Consider the following 21,119-nt stretch of genomic DNA (forward strand, 5'->3'; position numbering starts at 1 on the left):
CGGCGCAGGATGATAAAGGCACCAAAGGGCGTCCCTAGGAGTGGGAGCGCCCTTTTAGCCGTTATGCCGATGCAGCTTTTCGTAAATTTTCTCCGCCACCGCCCGCGGGATGTTCGCCCGCTGCAGCTCCTCAACGGTCGCCTCTTTCATCTTTTTGACTGATCCGAAATAGTGTAACAGCGCCTTTTTCCGCTTCTCCCCGACGCCGGGAATGTCGTCGAGCACGGAGTGGAGCATCGTCTTTTGCCGCGTCTGGCGGTGGAATGTGACGGCAAACCGGTGCACTTCGTCTTGAATGCGCTGCAATAAATAAAACTCCTGGCTTTGCCGGTCAAGCGGCACAACCGCTGGCGGATCGCCGGCCAAAAGCTCGGAAGTGCGGTGCTTTTCATCTTTCGCCAGCCCGGCAAGCGGCACGTCAAGACCGAGCTCGTTTTCCAATACATCGCGCACCGCCGACAAATGTCCTTTGCCGCCGTCGATGATGATCAAATCGGGAAGCGGAAGCCCTTCTTTCAGCACGCGCGTGTAGCGGCGGCGCACAACTTCGCGCATCGACCCGTAATCGTTCGGCCCGTCAACTGTTTTCACTTTGTATTTCCGGTACTCTTTTTTCGCCGGTTTGCCGTCAAGGAAGACAACGAGCGCTGAGACCGGATCGGCTCCGTAAAGGTTCGAGTTGTCAAACGCCTCGATGCGGCGCGGCGCTGGAATGCCAAGCCGCTCCCCGAGCCGCTCAACCGCCTTGATCGTCCGTTCCTCGTCGCGTTCAATGAAATAAAATTTCTCCTTCAGCGCAATGGCGGCGTTTTTGCTTGCCAGCTCAACGAGTTCTTTTTTCTTCCCTTTTTTCGGTTGAACGATGGAAACACCAAGCAACTCATGGGCCAATTCTCCATCAACATCGGCCGGCAGGACAATTTCCTTCGGCTTGAAATGATGCGCCTTCGTGTAAAACTGGCCTAAAAATGTGAGCATTTCCTCATCTGGGTCTTGGTAAAGCGGAAAAATGGACACATCGCGCTCAATGAGCTTCCCTTGGCGGAGGAAAAACACTTGTACGCACATCCAGCCTTTGTCATACGCATAACCGAACACATCACGGTCGATGAAATCGTGGAACATCATTTTTTGCTTTTCCATCGTCATCTCAATCGCCGCGATTTGGTCGCGGTATTCTTTCGCCCGCTCAAACTCGAGCGCTTCGGCCGCCTGATGCATTTTTTCCGTCAGCTCCCGCTTTACGTCTTCATAGCCGCCGTTTAAAAAGCGGGCGATTTGCTCGACCATCGCCTTGTTTTGTTCGTCCCGCACCGGGTAAACGCACGGGGCGAGGCATTGGCCCATATGGTAATACAAACAGACGCGCGAAGGCATTGTCGAGCATTTGCGAAGCGGATACAAACGATCAAGCAGCTTTTTCGTTTCGTTCGCCGCCTGCACATTCGGGTACGGACCGAAATATTTGCCGCCGTCTTTTTTCACCTTGCGGGTGATGAGCAGGCGCGGATGTTGTTCCGCGGTAATTTTAATAAACGGATAACTTTTATCGTCTTTGAGCATAACGTTGTATTTCGGGTCATGCTTTTTGATCAAATTCATCTCCAAAATGAGCGCCTCGGCATTTGACGAGGTGACAATATATTCAAAATCGGCGATTTCCTCGACGAGCCGCTGTGTCTTGCCGTCGTGCGTCCCGGTGAAATACGAGCGGACGCGCGCCTTCAGCGACTTCGCTTTGCCGACGTAAATGACCGTTCCATGTTTGTCTTTCATTAAGTAGCAGCCCGGCTGCTCCGGCAGCACGGACAACTTTTCTTTCAGCCGGTTGTTCATGGCCATCACTCCATTCTATTCCTCGATCCATTCGTACAGCGTAATCGTTCCATACACGGGATCAGCGAGTGAACTTGAGCGATACGTTTTCACTTTCCGCACACGGCCCGACAAGTCGGCTCCTTGGGCGCGAAACCCGTCAACAACATGATTTGTCATATAAATGGCAGCATGGCGGTAGTTTTCTTTGTCTTGCAAAAAGAAGGAAAAATGAAACACCTCTTTATGCGGAAACGGCACGTGCAAATAGTCGAACACGCGCGTCTCCTCCCACGTATATACCACAAACGGACGCGGCTTGTCACGCAAATCGGCGGCCAACTGGTACACAGCCGGGGGCGTTTCCACCTGTTCGCGCAGCTGTCCCGCACCAACTCCAGCTTGCAGGAGCACAACCGCCGCCGCCAGCGCCAACCGCCATGGCCGCAGCGCAGTAAAGAAGCGACCCCACACATAAAACAGTGCAAAATGGATCAACGGAAGAAGATGGCGCGGCTTTTCAATGTTCTGCGCCAATAGCGCCCACACGGCATACAGCAAAGCCGAAACAACGAGCGAGCGCGGCAGCTGAAACCGCCCCGCGCGCCAGGCGATGGCGCCCATTACGGCATAGGCGGCCAGCAGCCAGGCGTTTTGGCTGGCGATGCCGGTCCAAAGAAAGTTGTTGATCAAAAACCGGCACACCCGCTCCGAAAACGGCAGCGGGCTCGCCGCGGCCGTTCCGCCCCAATCGCTGAAATGGCCGTGGACAAAGGCCCAGCCAAGCTTGAAAAACGGCCAAAGCCCTCCCTCTGTTCGTGCCACCGCCGCCACCCAAATCAATTGAAAACCGGCCGCTGCCAGCACCGATGCCGCCACACGGCTAAAGCGGCGATGCGTTTTCCAGTCTTCATACCAAAGGAACAATAAGGCGACGGCAAACGGAGCATACGACAAGCGGATGCCCATAAGCACACTAAATAAAGCTGCCGGCAAAAGCTGCGCCCTCCATGTCTTCTGTCGATGCGTCCGCTCCACCGCCCAGATATACCACCAGAGCACCCCGAGCGCCGCACCGTCTGACATCGGTCGGGCGGCGGCAAGGAACACGTAGCTCGAAGAGAACACCGCCAAGGCCGCCAACAGCGCCGCCGGGAGCGGAACGTGCCGTCGCAGCAGCCAAACGAGCGGGAAAACAGCGGAACCTAAAACAAAAACGTTCAACACGGAAAGCGCCTTAGCCGGATTGGCGACCACAGCATGAACGGCCATGCCGCCTAAAATAAAATACGGGTAACCCGGGAAATGCGGTTGCATGGCCAACAAGTCGTAGCGCTCGAGCGCCAGCGTAAAATCCACTTCATCCCATGCGGCCGCATACGGGCTCGCCCAATACAGCCCGGCACCGACTAAAACAGCGGCCATCCCGATGCTGAAACAAAGCCAAAGTCGGTTCTGCAACAGTTGTTTCATCAAGTTCCCTCCAAAGAAAAAGTACAAGGCGCAGTGCCTTGTACTTTTACATAATGCTTTTCGTCTGTTCATCAAACGCCGCGGCCGACGCCGGTCGCTCTTTCCCTTTGCTGTTCTTTTGGCCTTGACGGCTCGTCACGAGCAAGTAAATCACGACAAAGTAGCCGATATAGGCGATCATTTCTTCAAGCGACGGCATCGATGAGTAGCCGAACAGCGCTTTTAAAAAGACACCGACTTCACCGGAAAAGACAGGGGCGACACCGTGGTCGCGCACATAATGCTCATAATCGATCGGATGTTCCGGGAGCAGCCATGTCAAGTCGTATACATGGGGCATGACGCTGCCGATCAAGTTAATATCTTGCATCATTGAAATGGCTTGTACGAGCAGCCCGGCAGCAATCAAGACGATAAAAGCACCGGTCACTTTAAAGAACGTCTTCAGCGGAATGCGCATCGTCCCCTTAAAGAAGAAGTAACTGACCAAGACAGCGATGGCAATTCCGGTCGCCGCCCCCCATCCTTGTATGGCCGCACCGATGTTCCCATGTGTAATGGCGGCAAAGAAAAAGACCGTTTCCACCCCTTCGCGCAACACGACCAAAAACGAGTGAATGACCATCCCAACCACGTTGCCGGCTGTGATGAACTGATCCATTTTCCCTTCAACACTTTTTTTCATGTCCCGGCTATGCTCAGCCATCCAAAACACCATTTGCGTCAACAAGAGCGCCGAGACGATCATAATGCCGATTTTCAAGTAGATTTCACTTCCCATCGCAGCGAAGCCGGTGAACACGACTTGAAACAAAATGGCGACACCGACGCTCGCGGCCACCGCCAAGGCGGCGCCGAGCCATACATATTTCGTATACTCGCGATGATTCACCCGTTTCAAATAGGACGTAATAATCCCAACAATCAGCAATGCCTCGAGTGCTTCGCGAAACGTAATGAGCAGCGCCTGAACTTCCATGCCCCCGCCTCCCCTTTACATTTGGATTAAGCCCGCTTCCGGCTTCGTACATAAATAAGGGCAGCGCCAATAATGATAGCAGCGATGACAATGAGTGGAATCCAGTTTTTAACTTTGGACAAATCCGTCCATTCTTTTTTCTGTACTTCATCTGGTTTTTCCGTAGCACTTTCAGAAAAATGGCCAACTTTTAAACTTTTCAGACCAAATTGCTTTTGCAGCGCCGTTAAAATCGTTTCTTTGCTTTTCTTAAACACATTGATATCCGATTTTTTCTCGCCAACGCCGAACAGCCCTGGATTGCCAAGCGATTGAAGAGCGTTGTCAAATTCCGCACGCAGCTGTTTATCAAGCGCTTGGTCCTTCCCTTGAATGATCGGCGACAGCGCCTCATACGTCGCAAACGCCTTCGCCAGCAGCCGCTTGCTCGTGTCGTACTGATCAAAGTTTTTTTCGATATTTTCTAAACGGCGAGCGATATTGAGCACTAAAATTGTTTCCATATTGCTAGTCACCGCCTGGCGATCTTTCTCTTCGAGCGCCCTAAGCACCGCCGTCGACGGTTCCGTCCCCATATGCATATCAATTTCCTCTTTGACGGTGCCGAAAATGTCTTTCGCCGCGGCAAAGTTCGGCGGCTGTTCGTTCAACTTTTCCTTCATTTGCTTGTAAGCTTCGGCGACCGCTTCCTCATTCGGATTTCCATACGAATAGGCAAACACTTTAAGCGGGATGAGATTGATCGTAACGATCATTGCTATGTAAAAAAAGAAGCGGAACATTCTCATTTTTTTCCTCCCCCTCCTGTCAACATTAATGATAATGATTATCAACATCTTTGTCAATATGGCCGGCAAAAACATGACGGCGGCTAAGCGGGAGCCGCCTTACGAACAATGCCGCGTCCACTCTTGGGAAAGCACATGCGCATCGCGGTCGATGGCAACTTTGTCGACCGGGCGGCTCATTTCTTTCCATATCGCCGGAATAACGGAAGTCATGTAGGCGGTGAATTTGATGAAGGAACGACCGGTCGTCCGCACCTGGTAGCGGATCGGCACTTCCTTCAGGCGAAATCCTTTGCGCACTAAATTGAGCGTCAGCACCTGGGCATAATTGTAATCGTGGATAATTTCCGCCTGTTCCATCGCCTGGCGGGAAAAGGCGCGCATGCCCGACTGCCCGTCGTAAAGGCGCTGGCCAAGAAGGAGCGACTGCAGGCAGGTGAACACATAGTTGCCGAGACGGCGATGCCATTTCATGCCGCGAATCGTGCCGAGAAAGCGTGAGCCGATCGTATAGTCGGCTTCTCCTGCAAAAATGGGAGCCAAAATGTCGGGAATTTGCTCTGGCGGGTATTCGTTGTCGGCGTCGATCATGACCCCGATATCTGCACCGAGACGCACGCATTCCTCAAGCCCGCGGCGCACCGCCGCCCCAAGACCGCGGTTTTCCGGCAGGCGACAAATGTAATCGGCCCCCGCTTCTTCTGCCACCTCGACCGTCCGATCCATCGATCCATCGTCAATGACAAGAACACTTACTTCGACATCAGGGTGAAAGCGGCGCGGAATGCGACGAATAACGTCCCCGATAGCTTCTTCCTCATTATGCGCCGGCAAAAAAACGATGACCCGCTTCCGTTTCATCATTGCTCTTCTCCTTTCGCATTGCTTCGACTAAAACCGGACCGCGGCTATGATTCGGATATGGCGCGCCAAGTAAATAAGCGATTGTCGGCGCGAGCGAGACAAGGCTCGTTTTCTCGTCGACCCGTTTTCCCGGTTCGATGGCCGGGCCGCACATAAAAAATGGCACATACCGCTCCCCTTCATCCAAATGGCCATGGCCGCCGATGCCATCCGCCTGGCCATGGTCAGCACAGATGATCAATGTTGCGCGGTCGAGTTCGCCGCGTTCCTCAAGCCAACCGACAAACTCCGCGATCAACGCGTCCGCTTCTTCAATTTTTTCGATATATTCGTCATACAGCACGCCGCGGCTATGGCCGGTTTGATCGGTGGCAATCAGCTGTACGACGAGCAAGTCCGGGGTTTGTTCCTCGACAATGCGTTTTGCCCGCTCGATAATATAACGGTCGGCGAGGTCATTCGGCATAACGGCCGTCACCGTTTCCACATCATCACCAAACGAATCAACCAAATGGGCGATGCCGAGCAAGCGGCCTGTTTTTCCGATTTTGCGGAGCGAGTCGAAAATCGTCTCGACTTTCGCCCCAAGCTTCCACACCATATTCGACCGAATGCCGTGCTCAAACGGATATGTGCCAGTGAACATCGAAGTAAAGCAGACGACCGTGCGCGCCGGGTACACGGTCTCCATTTGCGCAAATTCGGTTCCGTGCGCGCGCAGCCGTTTTAAAAATGGAGCGTTCGCCGCCTCAAACCGGTCTTTGCGCATGCCATCAATAACGATGACATACACTTTGTCATTGACCGGCACGGCCGGAACGGGCACGTTGTCGGTATACGTCGGAATAACGTCCGGCTTCCAGTCGAATAAGTAGCGGTGCAACACCCAGGAAAACAGCCATACCCCGGCAGCAAACAGCACCAACGAACCGTACAGCGGCACTAAGGGAGCCCCTTGCCCTGCTTGTACATAAGCGTACTCCCATACGGACAAAAGAAGAAAGCATTTCGGCAGCTGCTCTTGGGCGTTGCCGCTCGTCGAATCGCTGTTTTTCAATACAAGCTTCCAAAAACGGGTGAAATTCCACCACGATGTGCCGATGCGCAAATGATAATACAGCGTTCCCCAAAAAAAGACGGTAAAGAAAAAATAGAGCGCAGCCGCCAAAAACAGCAAGACGGCATCGGCAAACGACCAAATGATGAGAAATACCACGTATGGAATCCATAAATAATTGCGCAAAAACAGCGGATAATCGTATACATAGTAGATGAAAAACAACGGCAGCGCTGCCACCAAGCCGAGCAGCCACGCCGATGCATGGCCGCCGAGAAGATCAGCGGCATGGTAGATCGTCATCGTTCCCACGACAAAAATCGGTGTGAATGGTTTCCCTTCGTTCAACAAATTCCAACAGCGCGCCGCCATTTTTTCAAACCGTGATGCTTCTTTCATCGCCTCTCCCTTTCTTTTTTCCATACGCCCCGCACCGCCTGCCAGTCAGACTGCCAAAGCGCGAGCACAACGGCTCCAGCAGCGTATGAAAATAGAAATTTAAACGCGTGGGTAAGCACTGCCGCCGCATACGCCATGCCCCACGGTACGCCCAGTACAGTCAACGCGAACGCCATCACCGCCTCATACGTTCCTACTCCACCCGGGGCCACTTGGGCGATCTGGCCGGATACGGTTGCGCTATTAACCCATACCGCCTGCCAAAAAGAAAGCGGCATACCGACCGTTCGGGCGATCGCGCCAATGACCGACGCCTCACACAGCCAGCTTGCCGCCACCGCCGCGACAATCAACATACCTCGCCAGCTGTGAAACACGGTCCGCCATCGCCGCCATAAGCGATCGATACGAAGCGGGCGGCGGAACACGATGAGAACGAGTACAAAGCCGGCCGCAGCGAGCGCTGCTAACAGCGGAATCCCGGGAATTTGGTGCATGTACATATACATCCCGAAAGCGGCGAAGCCGCCTAACACGGCCATATCGAGCAGCCGCATGACTGCGACCGACTCGACCGCTTCGCCGACCGAAACGCCGGGCTGGCGGGCAAGGACAGCGACGCGGGCCGCATCACCAATTTTTACCGGCACAAAATGATTGATAAACAAACTTAGCAGCACCGCGCGCCAATAGACAGAAAAAGCGATCGGTTTCCCGACATACTGCTTCCACGCCCATGCCCGAAGCCAAAACGACACACCATATACAAACGCTGCCCCGGCGAGATCAGCGGGATGGCGAACGAGTTCAGCGAGCTGCCTGAGCAGCAACCGGCTGTCAAAATAACGATACGTCAGCCAGGCAAAAATGAACAACAGCGCCACTCCAGCCACCCGCAACGCCGCTTGGGCCGCCCGCTTACCGCTCATGTTCGCGCGCCCACGCCACCGTCCGGGCAAGCCCTTCAGCAAACGGCACCTTCGGCCGGTAGCCAAACGCCTGCTCCGCCTTCGCGATGTCCGCCCATGTTGCCTTCACGTCCCCTTTTCGCTCCGGCGCGCGCGTGATCTTCATATCCGGGAAATGCTTTCGCAGCTCGACAAGCAACTGCTCCATGGCCACCGGCGCCCCCGCGCCTAAGTTAAATACCTCGCTTTGGCTACCGCCGCGATGGAGCGCCGCCACCATGCCGGCGACAATATCATCGATGTACGTATAATCGCGCGCCGTCCCGGAGCCATAGACGACGATCTCCTCGCCGTTCATCAACCGGCGGATAAACGTACCGATCGCCATATCCGGGCGCCCCCACGGCCCATAAACAGTAAAATAGCGAAACATCGTCATTTGATAACCGTACAAGTGGGCGTATGCATGGCAAAACGACTCCGCCCCGTACTTGGCGGCCGCATACGGCGACACAACACGGCCATCGGCCATTTCTTCTTTGAGCGGCACATTGCCACGGTCGCCATACACGGATGATGACGAAGCAAACAGCACATGGCTGACTCCCGCTTCCCCCGCCGCTGCCAACACGTTCACCGTCGCTTTAATGTCATAATCAATATAGGTGAGCGGCTGTTCAAGCGAATGCGGCACTCCGGGGAGCGCCGCCAAATGGTACACCACATCTGGGCACAACTGCGCCAACGAACTTTTCGTTTTTTCCCCGTCAAGCAAATCAAGGCGGACAAGCGGCACCCGGCCGCCGGTGAGCGCCCGGAACTGCCGCTCTTTCCGCTCGGGTGAATAGTACGGATGGAAACAATCCAACGCAACAACTTCATGCCCTTGCTCGCTTAAACAGGCAGCCAGATGGCTGCCGATAAAGCCGGCCCCTCCCGTAACGACAATCTTCAACAGCTCCACCCCATTACTGAGATTAATATCCATTAGCATCTTACCATAGCTGGCGGTGAAAGTCGCGGCATATAGGGAAAAATGGATCGTTTCCATTCAGGGCGCGCCGCCCTACAGGCCGGCAAGGGACTCCCCTTCTTGCCCCGTTGTCCCAAAAGGCGAAGGGCGCCCTGCGGACACCCTTTTCCATTGTTAGTTCGCTTTTTCGATCACTTGCTGCAACGTCGCTTCGATTTGCGGCAGCACTTTGTCGCCTTCGGCTTTGTTTTTCGTCTTTGCCGCTTCTAAGTAGCGTGTCGCCTGGTCGTTCAAGCTGGCGTACGCCTTATCGCCGAGCAGCGCTTTTAAGTCATTTTCGATCATGTTAATAAAGAGCGCCCCCTCTAAGGCGGTAATCACCGATTTGTCTTGGCCCCAATTGTCTTTGCTTTCTTCATACTCGTGAAGCGCCACTTTCGCCCATCCGCGCACGAACGCGTTGTTCACCGCTTTTGGGTCGAGCGTTTTAACATCGGTTTGCAAGTCAAACTGCTTCAAAATGTAGTCCGCTTCTTCCGCGGCATGCCGTTTCATATACGGATAGACGGATTGATAAAACGCCCAGCCTTCCGCTTGTTCCACTTTCGCCTCTTCCGCGTTTTCTTTCGCTGCAGCCGCCGCCTTCGCCGCGTAGCCATGCGGCAGCGCCCCGCTCGCTAGGTAGAACGTTTTCATCAACGTTTTATCAACGACTTGTTTTCCAAGAGCAAATGAGAGGGCATCATCGCTTTGAACCGCTTGCTCCATTTGGGCAAACGCGCCGTTAATGGCGTCTACGAGTTTTGTGCCATACGCTGCATCGCGCTTTTCCACCGTTGGCTGCAAAATCGCGTAAAATGCTTTCGCTTCCTCAAGTTCTTCCTTCACTTCTTCCTTATTGGCCCAATGTTCTTCGGCTTCCGTAAACTCGTGTTTGATCGTCGTGTAAAACACTTTTTGCATCAGCTTGTCGAAAATTTGCTTGACGACCAACGGCTCAAGCGACCCGTCTTTGCCGGCCGTCAACGCGGTGGTAATATGCTGGTCAAGCGTATCTTCAAATTCCGCGTCGCGTTTTTGTACAAGCGGCTGCAGCTTTTCTTTGTACAAACTTTCCACCTTGCCGAAGTCGACCGTTCCTCCTTGTTTCGCTTTATCAAGTTCGGCAAGCGCCTCGCTGAAAGCGGCGGCGTAATCGACTTCCGCTTCCTCGCTTTCCCCTTCCGCTTTCGTCTCCGTTTTCGGCTCTTCTTGTTTCTCTGCGGCCGTTTGACTGTTGTTTTCTTTTTCTGTCCCCGCCGTCTGTTCGCTTTGGCCGCACGCGCCAAGCGCCAACGCCACGGCGGCGAACACGGCCATCCACTTCCACTTCAACAACATTATGTATCCCCCTTGTTTTTGATAATGATTTTCATTAACAGAGTTTATTATAATAGATAGTGATTTTCACTGTCAACAAGCATTTGCCAAAATGGAAACGTGTTTCATATCCTGCAGCATGATGAAAAGAGCACCGTGTCAATAAAAAAGATCCACGTTCATCGAACCGTGGATCTTCTGCCGGGTTACACATGTTTGCCAACAAGCTGGGCGAGCGCTTCTTTCGGCTGATAGCCGATCGCTTTATCGACGAGTTCGCCGTTTTTAAACACGAGCAGCGTCGGGATGCTCATGACGCCGAACTTCGAGGCCGTTTCTTGGTTTTCGTCAACGTTCACTTTGACGATTTTCACTTTGTCGCCCATTTCTTGATCAAGCTCCTCAAGCACTGGGGCGATCATGCGGCACGGACCGCACCACGGCGCCCAAAAATCAACGAGTGTGACGCCGTCCTTCGTTTCCGCGGCGAACGTTTGGTCTGTCGCATTAATAATGGCCATGCGAATTCCCTCCCATATTCTAGAATGCTGCAAGCAAAGTATACCATGGAAATTTGAAACGACGCGAATATTTTGCCTCGTTTCTAATATTCGCTTCGCAGTGGATTTTATCCGCAGAAAAAACGGGCAGCGCGTGCCGCGCAACCCGTTTTGGCCGATTACGAATGGACTTTCAGCTTTTTGAATTCTTCCGTCAGGAGCGGGACGACCTCAAACAAATCGCCGACAATGCCGTAGTCCGCCACTTTAAAGATGTTCGCTTCCGGATCTTTGTTAATGGCGACGATCACTTTCGAGTTCGACATGCCCGCCAAGTGCTGGATGGCGCCCGAAATGCCGCAGGCGATGTAAAGGTCCGGCGTGACGACTTTCCCCGTTTGCCCGATTTGCAGCGAGTAGTCGCAATACCCCGCATCGCACGCCCCGCGCGAGGCGCCGACCGCACCGCCTAACACTTCCGCCAGCTCTTGAAGCGGCTTGAAGCCTTCGGCGCTTTTCACACCGCGGCCGCCGGCGACGATCACTTTCGCCTCCGTCAAGTCGACCCCTTCGGCTGTTTTGCGGACGACTTCTTTCACAATCGCGCGCAAATCTTTAATCTCAACGGTGAGCGGTTCGATGCTGCCGGAGCGCGATTCGTCGCGCTCAAGCGCCGCAATGTTGTTCGGGCGAACCGTCGCAAAGATGATGCCGTCGGTGACAATTTTCTTTTCAAACGCTTTGCCGGAGTAAATCGGGCGTGTGAACACAATATTGCCGCCCGCTTCTTCGACCGCCACCACGTCGGATACAAGGCCGGCGTCCAATTTGGTGGCGAGCTTCGGCGACAAGTCTTTGCCGAGCGCTGTATGGCCAAAGACGATGGCTTCCGGCTGTTCTTTGTCGATCACCGCTTTTAACGCTTGTGAATAGCCATCAGACGTATAAAATTTCAAGTTCGGATGCTCAACGACAACAACGCGATCCGCTCCGCGGAAAATAAGTTCATCCGCCTGCGCCTGCACCTGATCGCCGACGAGCGCCGCCACGACTTCCCCGCCTTCCGCGATCGTTTTGGCGGCCGCAATCGCTTCAAACGAAACGTTCCGCAGCGATCCGTCGCGCACTTCTGCCAATGTCAATACTTTGCGTGCCATGTTTCAGTCCCCCTACCCTTATTGTTCGTAGTTTCCGCCAGTTAGAGAGCGCCGACAACCGCGCCGTCTCGCTTTACACGACTTTCGCTTCGGAACGGAGCAGCCCGACAAGCTCTTTGACTTGATCGGCAATCTCACCTTGCAAGATTTTCCCCGCTTCCCGCTTCGGCGGCAAAAATACTTCAATCGTTTTCGTTTTCGCCTCGACATCGTCCTCGTCAAGATCCAGGTCATCGAGCTCGAGCTCGTCAAGCGGTTTCTTTTTCGCTTTCATAATGCCTGGGAGTGACGGATAGCGCGGCTCATTCAGCCCTTGTTGGGCCGTGACAAGAAGCGGCAATGACGTTTCGATTACTTCCTCGTCCCCCTCGACATCGCGCACAACGGTCACTTTGCCGCCGTCGGCAATGTCAAGTTTCGTAATCGTCGTCACATACGGGATGCCGAGCAGTTCCGCGACGCGTGGGCCGACTTGCCCCGAGCCGCCGTCAATGGCGACGTTGCCGGCTAAAATCAAATCCGGGCTTTTGTCTTTTAAGTACTCAGCGAGCACTTTCGCTGTCGTATATTGATCTTGCTCTTCGACATCATCATCGATGTTGATGAGCGCCGCTTTGTCGCACCCCATCGCTAACGCCGTGCGCAACTCTTTTTCCGCTTCCTCGCTGCCGACCGTGACGACCGTCACTTCGCCGCCATGTTGGTCGCGCACTTGGATCGCCTCTTCGATGGCGTATTCATCATACGGATTGATGATGAATTCAGCACCGTCTTCACTGATTTTGTTATTCTTGATCGAAATTTTTTCCTCAGTGTCAAACGTGCGCTTCATCAAAACAAAAATATTCATGTCATTCCCCTCCTCAGTTTGGTCCAGCGTTCATTCGGTTGCCAACATTCAGACATTTATGAGGTTATTTCCCTCGAAAGACGGGCGGCCGTTTTTCCAAAAACGCCTGCACGCCTTCTCTTCCATCTTCGGAAACAAATACACGGCCAAACCATTCCGCCTCATCGCGCACCGCCTCGGCGAACGATTTTTCTTTCGCCGCGTTGAGCAGCTCGATCGTGGCGCGAACGGCAAGCGGGCTTTTGGCGGCGATCTTTTTCGCCAGCGCCTTCGCCTCGTCAAGAAGCTGCCCTTCCGGCACCGCCTTGTTGGCCAGCCCCCACTGCACTGCCTCCACGCCGGTGATCGGCTCGCCTGTCCACATCATTTCCGCCGCTTTGCTGAAACCCACGTAGCGCAAAAGCCGCTGCGTGCCGGCAAACCCCGGAATGATGCCGAGCTGCAGCTCCGGCAGGCCGAGCTTCGCGGTCTCCGCCACCACACGAATGTGGCAGCTCATCGCCAACTCGAGTCCTCCGCCAAGCGCCGCACCGTGAATGGCGGCGATGACCGGCTTCGAAAACCGTTCAATCCGCTCAGCAACAAGCTGGCCGTTGCGCGACAAGGCGGACGCTTCCTCCGCAGTAGCGACGGACAGAAACTCTTTAATATCCGCACCGGCCGAGAAAAATCGGCCTTCACCATGCAGCAGCACGACGCGCACGTCCGGGTCGGTTTCAAGCTCATCCAAGACGTTTGAAAGCTCTTTCAAAACAACGGACGAAAGAGCGTTCGCCGGCGGTCGCGAAAACGTCACGACAGCGACGGATTCCTCTTTCGCCAAGCGAAAATACTGCATGAAGCCTCTCCCCCTTCTGCCTTCCGTCAACGCCCGGCGGCGCACCCTTTGACGAGCAGCTCGTACACCGGTTTGGCGAGCGCGGCCAGGTCATATTTTTGCTCGTTCATGACCCATGTCGTCACCGTCTCGTCGATCGTGCCGAAAATCATTTGCCGAGTGAGCCGGACGTCTAGATCATGGCGGAATTCCCCTTTTTCCATCCCCTCGATGATGATGCTGTCAATGAGCCGCAAATATCCTTTCAGCACTTCATTAATGCGCTGGCGCAGCTCTTTATTTGACTGGCGCAGCTCAAGCTGCGTCACGATCGCCATATGCGGATCGTCAGCCAGGGCGGAAAAATGAGTTTTCACTAATACATATAATTTCTCTGCAGGGCTCGAAATTCCTTCTATCTCTTGTTCGATTTTCTCGATAAACGCCCCCATTTTTTCTTGGAAAAGCGAGATTAAAATGTCTTCTTTGTTTTTAAAATAAAGATAGATCGTGCCGTCGGCGACACCGGCTTGTTTGGCGATTTTCGCCACTTGTGCCTGGTGGTAGCCATGCTCGGCGATGACGACGACGGCCGCATCAATAATTTGCTTGAACTTTGGCTTTTCTCTGCGCAATCGTCATTCTCCTTTTCTTCCTATCACCTGTCATCAAATGAATGAATCGTCATTCACATCCCTATTTTACGGACTGTTCCGACGATTTGTCAAGCCTTATTTTTTCTTGCTCCACAAGAACACGCCGCAAAATTTTGCCGACCGCTGTTTTCGGCAGCTCGGAGCGAAATTCGTACAGGCGCGGCACTTTATAAGCGGCGAGCCGCTCGCGCATAAAGGCATCAAGCTCTTGTTCACTGCACTCCTTGCCCGGCCTTAAGACAACGAACGCTTTCACCGTCTCACCGCGGTACGGATCGGGAACACCGATGACAGCCGCTTCCTGCACGCTCGGATGTTCATACAACACTTCCTCAACTTCACGAGGGTAAATGTTATACCCGCCGGCGATAATGACATCTTTCTTGCGATCGACGATGTAAAAATAACCGCGCTCATCCATATAGCCGATGTCGCCGGTGTACAGCCATCCGTCGCGCAACACTTGCTCGGTCTCTTCCGGCCGGTTCCAATACCCTTTCATCACTTGCGGGCCGCGGACGACAAGTTCCCCACGCTCGCCCGGCTTTGCCTCCTCTCCCGTTTCCAATGAAACGATTTTCGCCTCGGTATCCGGCCAGGGCACACCGATGCTTCCTTTCACCCGCTCGCCGTCCCAGAGGAAATTGCTATGGGTGACAGGCGACGCCTCCGTCAAGCCGTATCCCTCAATTAATTTTCCGCCCGTCGCCCGCTCGAACCGTTCCTGCACTTCGACCGGCAGCGGAGCCGAACCGCTGATGCACACATTGATCGAAGATAAGTCGTATTTCGGCAAATCACGGTCATTTAATAAAGCGATATACATCGTCGGCGCGCCTGGAAACATTGTCGGACGCGTGCGCTCGATCGTTTTGAGCGTCTGTTTCACGTCAAAGCGCGGAAGCAGCACCATTTTGCTCGCCTGCATGATGGCCAAATTCATCACCGTCGTCATGCCATATACGTGAAAAAACGGAAGTATGCCGAGCACCGTTTCTTTTCCTTTTTCACATTTGTACACCCAATGGGCGCACATGAGCGTATTGGCGATCAAGTTGCGGTGCGTCAGCATGGCTGCCTTTGGATGCCCCGTCGTGCCGCCCGTATATTGAAGCAGCGCCACATCTTCCGCCGGATCGATTTCAACAGAAAGCGGGGCTGTTTCCTTCCGGCCGACAATCGTGCGGAACAAATGGACGGTTTCGCTTTCCTTAAGGCGGACGACCGGCATGTTTTGCTTCCGCTGCACAAGGGGGTACAGCCATTTCTTCACCGTGGGCAAATAGTCTTGCATTCTCGTGACGATCCAATGGTTGACCGGTGTTCTCCCTTTCACCTTTTCCGCCTTTGGGTACAAAATGTCCATTGTCACGAGCACCGAAGCGCCGCTGTCAGCCAACTGGTACTCGAGTTCGTGTTCGGTATAAAGTGGATTCGTCTGCACGACGATGCCGCCGGCCAAAAGCGTTCCGTAGTAGCTGATCACCGCCTGCGGGCAGTTGGGCAGCATCATCGCCACCCGATCCCCTTTTTTCAATCCGATCGTCCGCAAATAATGCGCAAATGTCAATGCTTGCCCGTACAGCTCGCGAAACGTCATCGTCTTGCCCAAAAAGTCGATCGCCTCATGGTCTCCGAATTGCTCCGCCGTCTCCCGCAAATAATCAGGAAGCGTTTTCTTTGGATAGTCAAGCGTATGCGGAATCTCCGGCGGATAGTGGGCCAACCATGGTTTCTCCATTTTCATCCCTCCTTACTCTTTATTTTATTTTATTATTCTGAATTGTTTTACCCAAAAAGAGCGCCAAGCAAACGCCTGGCGCTACAGCCACACATAAAGCAGCCCGACGGCAAGAAAAAGGCCGCAAATGACAAACAAGATTTTGGCCAACACATCGACCGAGCGGTTGCGCACCGCCATATACGCGATGCCGGCGATCAAAAGCAGCCCAACGGCGATCAACAATCCTTTTACCGCGTTCATTGTTTTGTTCCCCTTTACTGAATCCCTTCACCGATCACAAACGACAAACCGACGGAAATGACCATGGAAATAAAGCCGACCGCCCGGTTGTCGTTGGCGATTTCATCATCGATGTTAAATTTCGGTGTCAAAAATTCGTAAATAAAATACGCTGCGAGCAGAAGCAAAAACCCGTACACGCCCCAGCCAATCATCGACAACAGCGACTCATGGCGGTCGAGTGCGTAGCGGAAAATGTTGGCGATGCCAAAAATCTTTCCGCCCGTCGCCATCGCCACCGCCATATTGCCTTTTTGAATTTCTTTCCAGTTTTTATACTTCGTGACAAGTTCAAACACAGCCAAAAACACCACGATGCACAGCACGGCGACGCTGAAATTGGCCGCCGTTTTCACCATGTCTTGTTCCCAAAACGACGCCATTGCCATCGCCCCCATCATTTCAGTTCCACGACCGTCACCCCGGTGCCGCCCTCATTCGCCGCGCCAAACCGGAAGCTTTTGACCGCCCGGTGCTGCTTTAAAAACTGCTGCACCCCTTGTCGGAGCGCGCCTGTCCCTTTGCCGTGGATGATGGAGACGCGCGGGTAGCCGGCGAGCACGGCATCGTCAATATATTTTTCGAGCCGGATGAGGGCGTCTTCGTACCGTTCGCCGCGCAAATCGAGCTCGAGGCTCACATGGGCGTCCTTGCCTTTCACGGTCGCAATCGGCGTCGCGTCTTTCGCCGGCGCGCTGCCGATGTATTCCAAATCGCGCTCGCGGATTTTCATTTTTAAAATGCCGAGCTGCACTTGCCATTCGTCATCCGACACCTTCTCGATCAAGTAGCCTTTTTGGTTGAGGCTTGTCACCTTCACTTCATCGCCCGGCTGGAACATATGGCGCGGCGCCTGTTTTTTCGCTTTTTTCCGTTTCTCGACTTTCGGCACGGCGGCGGCGAGCCGCTGTTTTGCCTCAAGAAGCTCGTGGTCTTTCACTTCCGCCTGCTTTTCTCTTTGCAGGCGGCGCAGCTCGTGGATCACCCGCTCGGCTTCGCGCTCGGCGGCGCGGATGATGTCCGTTGCCTGCTTCGCTGCTTCGGCAAGCCGCTCTTCTTTTTCCTCTTCCAGCGCTTCGAGCTTTTGTTCCCAATCGGCGCGCAGCCGCTCGGCTTCCTCAAGCGCCGCCCGCGCCCGCGCTTCGTCTTCCTCGGCTTGCTTTTTGCTTCGTTCGAGCGACGCGATCATGTTTTCGACGTTATGGCTTTCCGCGCTCACTTGCGCCTTCGCCCGCTCGATTATCCGCTCATCCAGCCCTAAGCGGCGTGAAATGTCAAAGGCGTTGCTGCGGCCGGGGATGCCGATCAACAGTTTATACGTCGGACGGAGCGTTTCGGTGTCAAATTCAACGCTGGCGTTCACCACCCCGGGGCGGTTGTAGCCGTACGCTTTCAGCTCCGGGTAATGCGTCGTCGCCACCGTCCGCGCCCCACGCCCGTGCACTTCATCCAAAATGGAGATCGCCAGCGCCGCCCCTTCCTGCGGGTCGGTGCCGGCGCCAAGCTCATCAAAGAGGACGAGGCTTTCGCCGTCGACATGGCGCAAAATGTCGACAATATTGACCATATGGGACGAGAACGTGCTCAAGCTTTGTTCGATCGACTGCTCGTCGCCAATATCGGCGAAAACAGAGCGGAACACCGCCGCTTCCGACCCGTCGGAAGCCGGGATAAACAGCCCGGCTTGCGCCATGAGCGTCAACAACCCGACCGTTTTCAACGTCACCGTTTTCCCGCCGGTGTTCGGCCCGGTGATGACGATCGTCGTATAATCGCCGCCGAGTTCAATGTCATTCGGCACCGCCTTTTCTTGATCAAGAAGCGGATGACGGGCCTGTAAAAAGCGAAGATAGCCTCGGCTATTGACCGCTGGCTTCGCGGCTTGCAGCCGGCGGGCGTATTTCGCCTTGGCAAACGCAAAATCAAGCGCCGCAAGCGACTCAACCGCCCTCGCAAGCGGCTCGGCCTGCTCGGCCACTTTCGCCGAGAGCTCGCGCAAAATGCGCTCAATTTCCTGTTTTTCTTTCGCCCGCGCCTCGCGCAGCGCGTTGTTCAACTCGACGACCGCCTGCGGCTCGATAAACAGCGTCGCTCCGGACGCCGATTGGTCGTGGACGATGCCGCCATAGGCACCCCGATACTCTTGTTTTACCGGGATGACGTACCGGTCGTTGCGGATCGTAATAATGGCGTCCGACAGCCGCTTTTGCGCCGCCGGCGAGCGGATGATGCTCTCAAGCTTCTCGCGGATGCGCGCTTCCGCCGCCCGAATCTGCCCGCGCAGGGCGCGAAGGCGGTCGCTTGCGGCATCCAACACTTCGCCATGATCGTCGATCGAGCGGCGAATGTCATGCTCAAGCGCCGGCACCTCGACGAGCTCATCGGCATAAGCGGAAAGACGATCCAATCCGCCGTGCTCCTCCCGCAAACCGGCAATGAGCCGTTTCATCTGCCGGCTTGCCGCCGCTGTCGCCGCCACCTCGACGAGTTCAACCGGGCTGAGCACGCCGCCGATCGCCGCCCGTTTCAAATGCGGACGGATCACGAACAACCCGTCAAGCGGCGCATAGCCGGCGAGCCGCAAGACGGCGGCCGCTTCATCCGTTTCCTCGAGCCAGGCTTCGACTTCCCCCAAGTCGGAAGACGGTAGGAGCGCCTCGATTTTTTCCAAGCCAAGCGGCGACGACGCATGCTCGGCCAGCTGCTCTTTCACTTTGTCAAACTCTAAGATGCGAAGCATTTTTTGTTGCACGTATTCACCCTCCATGCCTCATCATGTTTTGCTTCGTTTATCGCGCAAAAACTGTTGCAGCTTCTCAAGCGGCCATGTGTTGATGACCGTTTCTTTCTTAAGCCACCCTTTTCTGGCTGTGGCCACGCCGATCGCCATATCGTCAAGCATGTCCAAATGGTGGGCGTCCGTGTTAATGGCAATATACGCCCCCGCTTCCTCGGCTTTTTTCACGTAAGCCGCCGCCAAATCCAATCGGTTTGGATTGGCGTTGATCTCCAGCACGGTGTTCGTCTCGGCCGCCAGTTCGATCAACCGCTCAACATCGACATCATAGCCGTCGCGCCGGCCGATGAGCCGGCCGGTCGGGTGGGCGATGACATCGACATACGGGTGGCGAAGCGCCGCCTCAAGCCGCTTCATGATTTGCTCGCGCGGCTGCTTGAACCCGGAATGAATGGCGGCAATCACAAAGTCGAGTTCCTGAAGGACGTCATCGTCGTAATCGAGCGTCCCGTCCGGCAAAATGTCCATCTCGACGCCAGCCAAAATCGTCAAATCGGAATAGCGCGCGTTCAGCCGCTCAATTTCCTCGCGCTGGCGCCGCAGCCGTTCCGGCGTCAAGCCGTTGGCGACTTTCAAATAGCGCGAATGGTCGGTAATGGCGATATAGCGGTAGCCGCGGCGGCGGCACGCCTCAGCCAGCTCCTCGAGCGAACACGCCCCGTCGCTCCACGCCGAATGCATATGCAAATCACCTTGAATGTCTTCAAGGCGCACAAGCGGTCGATCAGCGGAAAACCGCTCGACTTCCGTGCCGTCTTCGCGCAGCTCCGGCGGAATGTACGGCAATCCGAAATGGGCGTAAAACGCCGCTTCATTCGGGAACGTTTTCACCTCGCCGGTCGCCTGGTCTTCCACCCCATATTCGCTGATTTTCTCCCCGCGCTCTTTGGCGAGCTGGCGCATGCGCACATTATGCTCTTTCGACCCGGTGAAATGATGAAGCGCGGTCGCAAACTCTGTCTCGCCGACAAGCCGGAAATCGATCGCGATTTCATCGTCATACTGAAAAAGAAGCGACACTTTCGTCTCCCCGGCGGCGATCACCTCGCGGACGCGATCAAAACGAAGCAGCCCGTCGCGCACCGCAGCCGGACGGTCGGTGGCGATCACATAATCCAAATCTTTCACCGTTTCTTTTAGACGCCGCAAACTGCCGGCCCGCGAGAAGCGAATCACACCATCCAAACAAGCGAGCTGGCGTTCCACATCCGCCGCGACCGCGAGCACCTTGGCAAGCGGCAGCCGCTCGGGGCGTTTGGCCGCTTCTTCGATCGCCGCCAGCAGCTTTTCTTCCGTTTTCGCCCCAAACCCGGGAAGTTCGCGCACTTTTCCGGCCAAGCACGCTTCTTTCAGCCCGTCCATGTCGACAATGCCAAGCTCCTGATGCAGCTTGGCGATTTTTTTGCCGCCAAGCCCCGGAATCTTAAGCAAAGCAAGCAGCGTTTCCGGAATGTCGCGCTTTAATTCCTCGAGCACGGACGACGAACCGGTTTCGACAAACTCGGTGATGATCGCCGCCGTGCTTTTGCCGATGCCGGGAATGGCGGTAAAGTCGCTGATTTCCGCCAAGCTTCGTTCATCCGTTTCCAAGGCGTTCGCCGCCTTGCGAAAGGCGTTTATCTTAAACGGATTTTCCCCTTTCATCTCCATATACAACGCGATCGTCTCGAGCAGGCGGATGACTTCTTTTTTATGGACGTTCAT

General features: G+C 54.8%; 19 protein-coding genes. All 19 read right to left on the reverse strand.

Annotation, left to right across the window (positions count from 1 at the left end; all coding sequences use genetic code 11):
• Nucleotides 1–54: 54 nt before the first annotated feature.
• On the reverse strand, nt 55–1,836 hold the full coding sequence (uvrC, locus tag M493_RS12905) for an excinuclease ABC subunit UvrC (protein ID WP_020960802.1): 1,782 nt from the start codon (nt 1,834–1,836) through the stop codon (nt 55–57).
• A 15-nt stretch (nt 1,837–1,851) separates the two neighbouring features.
• Nucleotides 1,852–3,288, reverse strand: a complete 1,437-nt coding sequence (locus M493_RS12910; protein WP_020960803.1) for a hypothetical protein — start codon at nt 3,286–3,288, stop codon at nt 1,852–1,854.
• Nucleotides 3,289–3,334: 46 nt separating this feature from the next.
• Nucleotides 3,335–4,267 carry an FTR1 family iron permease gene (locus tag M493_RS12915; RefSeq protein ID WP_020960804.1) on the reverse strand — a complete coding sequence of 311 codons (933 nt, stop codon included), beginning with the start codon at nt 4,265–4,267 and terminating at the stop codon, nt 3,335–3,337.
• A 26-nt stretch (nt 4,268–4,293) separates the two neighbouring features.
• The gene (locus M493_RS12920; RefSeq protein WP_020960805.1) at nt 4,294–5,055 is read right to left on the reverse strand and encodes a hypothetical protein; all 762 of its coding nucleotides are present in this window, start codon (nt 5,053–5,055) and stop codon (nt 4,294–4,296) included.
• Nucleotides 5,056–5,154: 99 nt separating this feature from the next.
• Complete coding sequence (locus M493_RS12925) at nt 5,155–5,916, reverse strand: glycosyltransferase family 2 protein (RefSeq protein WP_041267978.1); 762 nt, start codon at nt 5,914–5,916, stop codon at nt 5,155–5,157.
• Nucleotides 5,876–7,375: an alkaline phosphatase family protein gene (locus M493_RS12930; protein WP_020960807.1), complete on the reverse strand. Its 1,500-nt coding sequence runs from the start codon at nt 7,373–7,375 to the stop codon at nt 5,876–5,878. Before M493_RS12930 ends, M493_RS12925 begins: the two co-directional genes overlap by 41 nt.
• Nucleotides 7,372–8,304, reverse strand: coding sequence for a lysylphosphatidylglycerol synthase transmembrane domain-containing protein (locus M493_RS12935; protein WP_020960808.1), 933 nt, complete (start codon nt 8,302–8,304; stop codon nt 7,372–7,374). Before M493_RS12935 ends, M493_RS12930 begins: the two co-directional genes overlap by 4 nt.
• A complete protein-coding gene (locus tag M493_RS12940; RefSeq protein ID WP_020960809.1) occupies nt 8,294–9,238 on the reverse strand; it encodes an NAD-dependent epimerase/dehydratase family protein in 945 nt (314 codons plus the stop codon). Before M493_RS12940 ends, M493_RS12935 begins: the two co-directional genes overlap by 11 nt.
• Nucleotides 9,239–9,430: 192 nt before the next feature.
• Nucleotides 9,431–10,636 (reverse strand): hypothetical protein, encoded by a 1,206-nt coding sequence (locus M493_RS12945; RefSeq protein ID WP_020960810.1) that lies wholly within the window; start codon nt 10,634–10,636, stop codon nt 9,431–9,433.
• Nucleotides 10,637–10,821: 185 nt separating this feature from the next.
• Nucleotides 10,822–11,136 (reverse strand): thioredoxin, encoded by a 315-nt coding sequence (trxA, locus tag M493_RS12950; protein ID WP_020960811.1) that lies wholly within the window; start codon nt 11,134–11,136, stop codon nt 10,822–10,824.
• Between the two features lie 158 nt (nt 11,137–11,294).
• Complete coding sequence (locus M493_RS12955; RefSeq protein ID WP_020960812.1) at nt 11,295–12,272, reverse strand: electron transfer flavoprotein subunit alpha/FixB family protein; 978 nt, start codon at nt 12,270–12,272, stop codon at nt 11,295–11,297.
• 73 nt (nt 12,273–12,345) lie between these two features.
• Nucleotides 12,346–13,122, reverse strand: coding sequence for an electron transfer flavoprotein subunit beta/FixA family protein (locus M493_RS12960; RefSeq protein ID WP_020960813.1), 777 nt, complete (start codon nt 13,120–13,122; stop codon nt 12,346–12,348).
• A gap of 64 nt (nt 13,123–13,186) precedes the next feature.
• Nucleotides 13,187–13,960: an enoyl-CoA hydratase gene (locus M493_RS12965; protein WP_020960814.1), complete on the reverse strand. Its 774-nt coding sequence runs from the start codon at nt 13,958–13,960 to the stop codon at nt 13,187–13,189.
• 26 nt (nt 13,961–13,986) lie between these two features.
• Nucleotides 13,987–14,574: a TetR/AcrR family transcriptional regulator gene (locus M493_RS12970; RefSeq protein ID WP_020960815.1), complete on the reverse strand. Its 588-nt coding sequence runs from the start codon at nt 14,572–14,574 to the stop codon at nt 13,987–13,989.
• A 61-nt stretch (nt 14,575–14,635) separates the two neighbouring features.
• Nucleotides 14,636–16,336 (reverse strand): long-chain-fatty-acid--CoA ligase, encoded by a 1,701-nt coding sequence (locus tag M493_RS12975; RefSeq protein ID WP_020960816.1) that lies wholly within the window; start codon nt 16,334–16,336, stop codon nt 14,636–14,638.
• 81 nt (nt 16,337–16,417) lie between these two features.
• Nucleotides 16,418–16,579 (reverse strand): hypothetical protein, encoded by a 162-nt coding sequence (locus tag M493_RS18725; protein ID WP_020960817.1) that lies wholly within the window; start codon nt 16,577–16,579, stop codon nt 16,418–16,420.
• Nucleotides 16,580–16,593: 14 nt separating this feature from the next.
• A complete protein-coding gene (locus M493_RS12980; RefSeq protein WP_020960818.1) occupies nt 16,594–17,001 on the reverse strand; it encodes a DUF350 domain-containing protein in 408 nt (135 codons plus the stop codon).
• Nucleotides 17,002–17,015: 14 nt separating this feature from the next.
• A complete protein-coding gene (locus M493_RS12985; protein ID WP_020960819.1) occupies nt 17,016–19,370 on the reverse strand; it encodes an endonuclease MutS2 in 2,355 nt (784 codons plus the stop codon).
• Between the two features lie 21 nt (nt 19,371–19,391).
• On the reverse strand, nt 19,392–21,119 hold the full coding sequence (polX, locus tag M493_RS12990) for a DNA polymerase/3'-5' exonuclease PolX (RefSeq protein ID WP_020960820.1): 1,728 nt from the start codon (nt 21,117–21,119) through the stop codon (nt 19,392–19,394).

Origin of the sequence: Geobacillus genomosp. 3 (assembly GCF_000445995.2) — a bacterium.
Lineage (GTDB): Bacteria > Bacillota > Bacilli > Bacillales > Anoxybacillaceae > Geobacillus.

Bases quoted from the DNA above. Each gene is read 5' to 3' on its own strand.
- M493_RS12975 (WP_020960816.1), bottom strand. From the start codon at position 16,336: ATGGAGAAACCATGGTTGGCCCACTATCCGCCGGAGATTCCGCATACG.
- polX (WP_020960820.1), bottom strand. From the start codon at position 21,119: ATGAACGTCCATAAAAAAGAAGTCATCCGCCTGCTCGAGACGATCGCG.
- M493_RS12945 (WP_020960810.1), bottom strand. From the start codon at position 10,636: ATGTTGTTGAAGTGGAAGTGGATGGCCGTGTTCGCCGCCGTGGCGTTG.
- M493_RS12930 (WP_020960807.1), bottom strand. From the start codon at position 7,375: ATGAAAGAAGCATCACGGTTTGAAAAAATGGCGGCGCGCTGTTGGAAT.
- M493_RS12910 (WP_020960803.1), bottom strand. From the start codon at position 3,288: ATGAAACAACTGTTGCAGAACCGACTTTGGCTTTGTTTCAGCATCGGG.
- trxA (WP_020960811.1), bottom strand. From the start codon at position 11,136: ATGGCCATTATTAATGCGACAGACCAAACGTTCGCCGCGGAAACGAAG.
- M493_RS18725 (WP_020960817.1), bottom strand. From the start codon at position 16,579: ATGAACGCGGTAAAAGGATTGTTGATCGCCGTTGGGCTGCTTTTGATC.
- M493_RS12965 (WP_020960814.1), bottom strand. From the start codon at position 13,960: ATGCAGTATTTTCGCTTGGCGAAAGAGGAATCCGTCGCTGTCGTGACG.
- M493_RS12955 (WP_020960812.1), bottom strand. From the start codon at position 12,272: ATGGCACGCAAAGTATTGACATTGGCAGAAGTGCGCGACGGATCGCTG.
- M493_RS12935 (WP_020960808.1), bottom strand. From the start codon at position 8,304: ATGAGCGGTAAGCGGGCGGCCCAAGCGGCGTTGCGGGTGGCTGGAGTG.
- M493_RS12980 (WP_020960818.1), bottom strand. From the start codon at position 17,001: ATGGCGTCGTTTTGGGAACAAGACATGGTGAAAACGGCGGCCAATTTC.
- M493_RS12915 (WP_020960804.1), bottom strand. From the start codon at position 4,267: ATGGAAGTTCAGGCGCTGCTCATTACGTTTCGCGAAGCACTCGAGGCA.
- M493_RS12920 (WP_020960805.1), bottom strand. From the start codon at position 5,055: ATGAGAATGTTCCGCTTCTTTTTTTACATAGCAATGATCGTTACGATC.
- M493_RS12960 (WP_020960813.1), bottom strand. From the start codon at position 13,122: ATGAATATTTTTGTTTTGATGAAGCGCACGTTTGACACTGAGGAAAAA.
- M493_RS12925 (WP_041267978.1), bottom strand. From the start codon at position 5,916: ATGAAACGGAAGCGGGTCATCGTTTTTTTGCCGGCGCATAATGAGGAA.
- uvrC (WP_020960802.1), bottom strand. From the start codon at position 1,836: ATGAACAACCGGCTGAAAGAAAAGTTGTCCGTGCTGCCGGAGCAGCCG.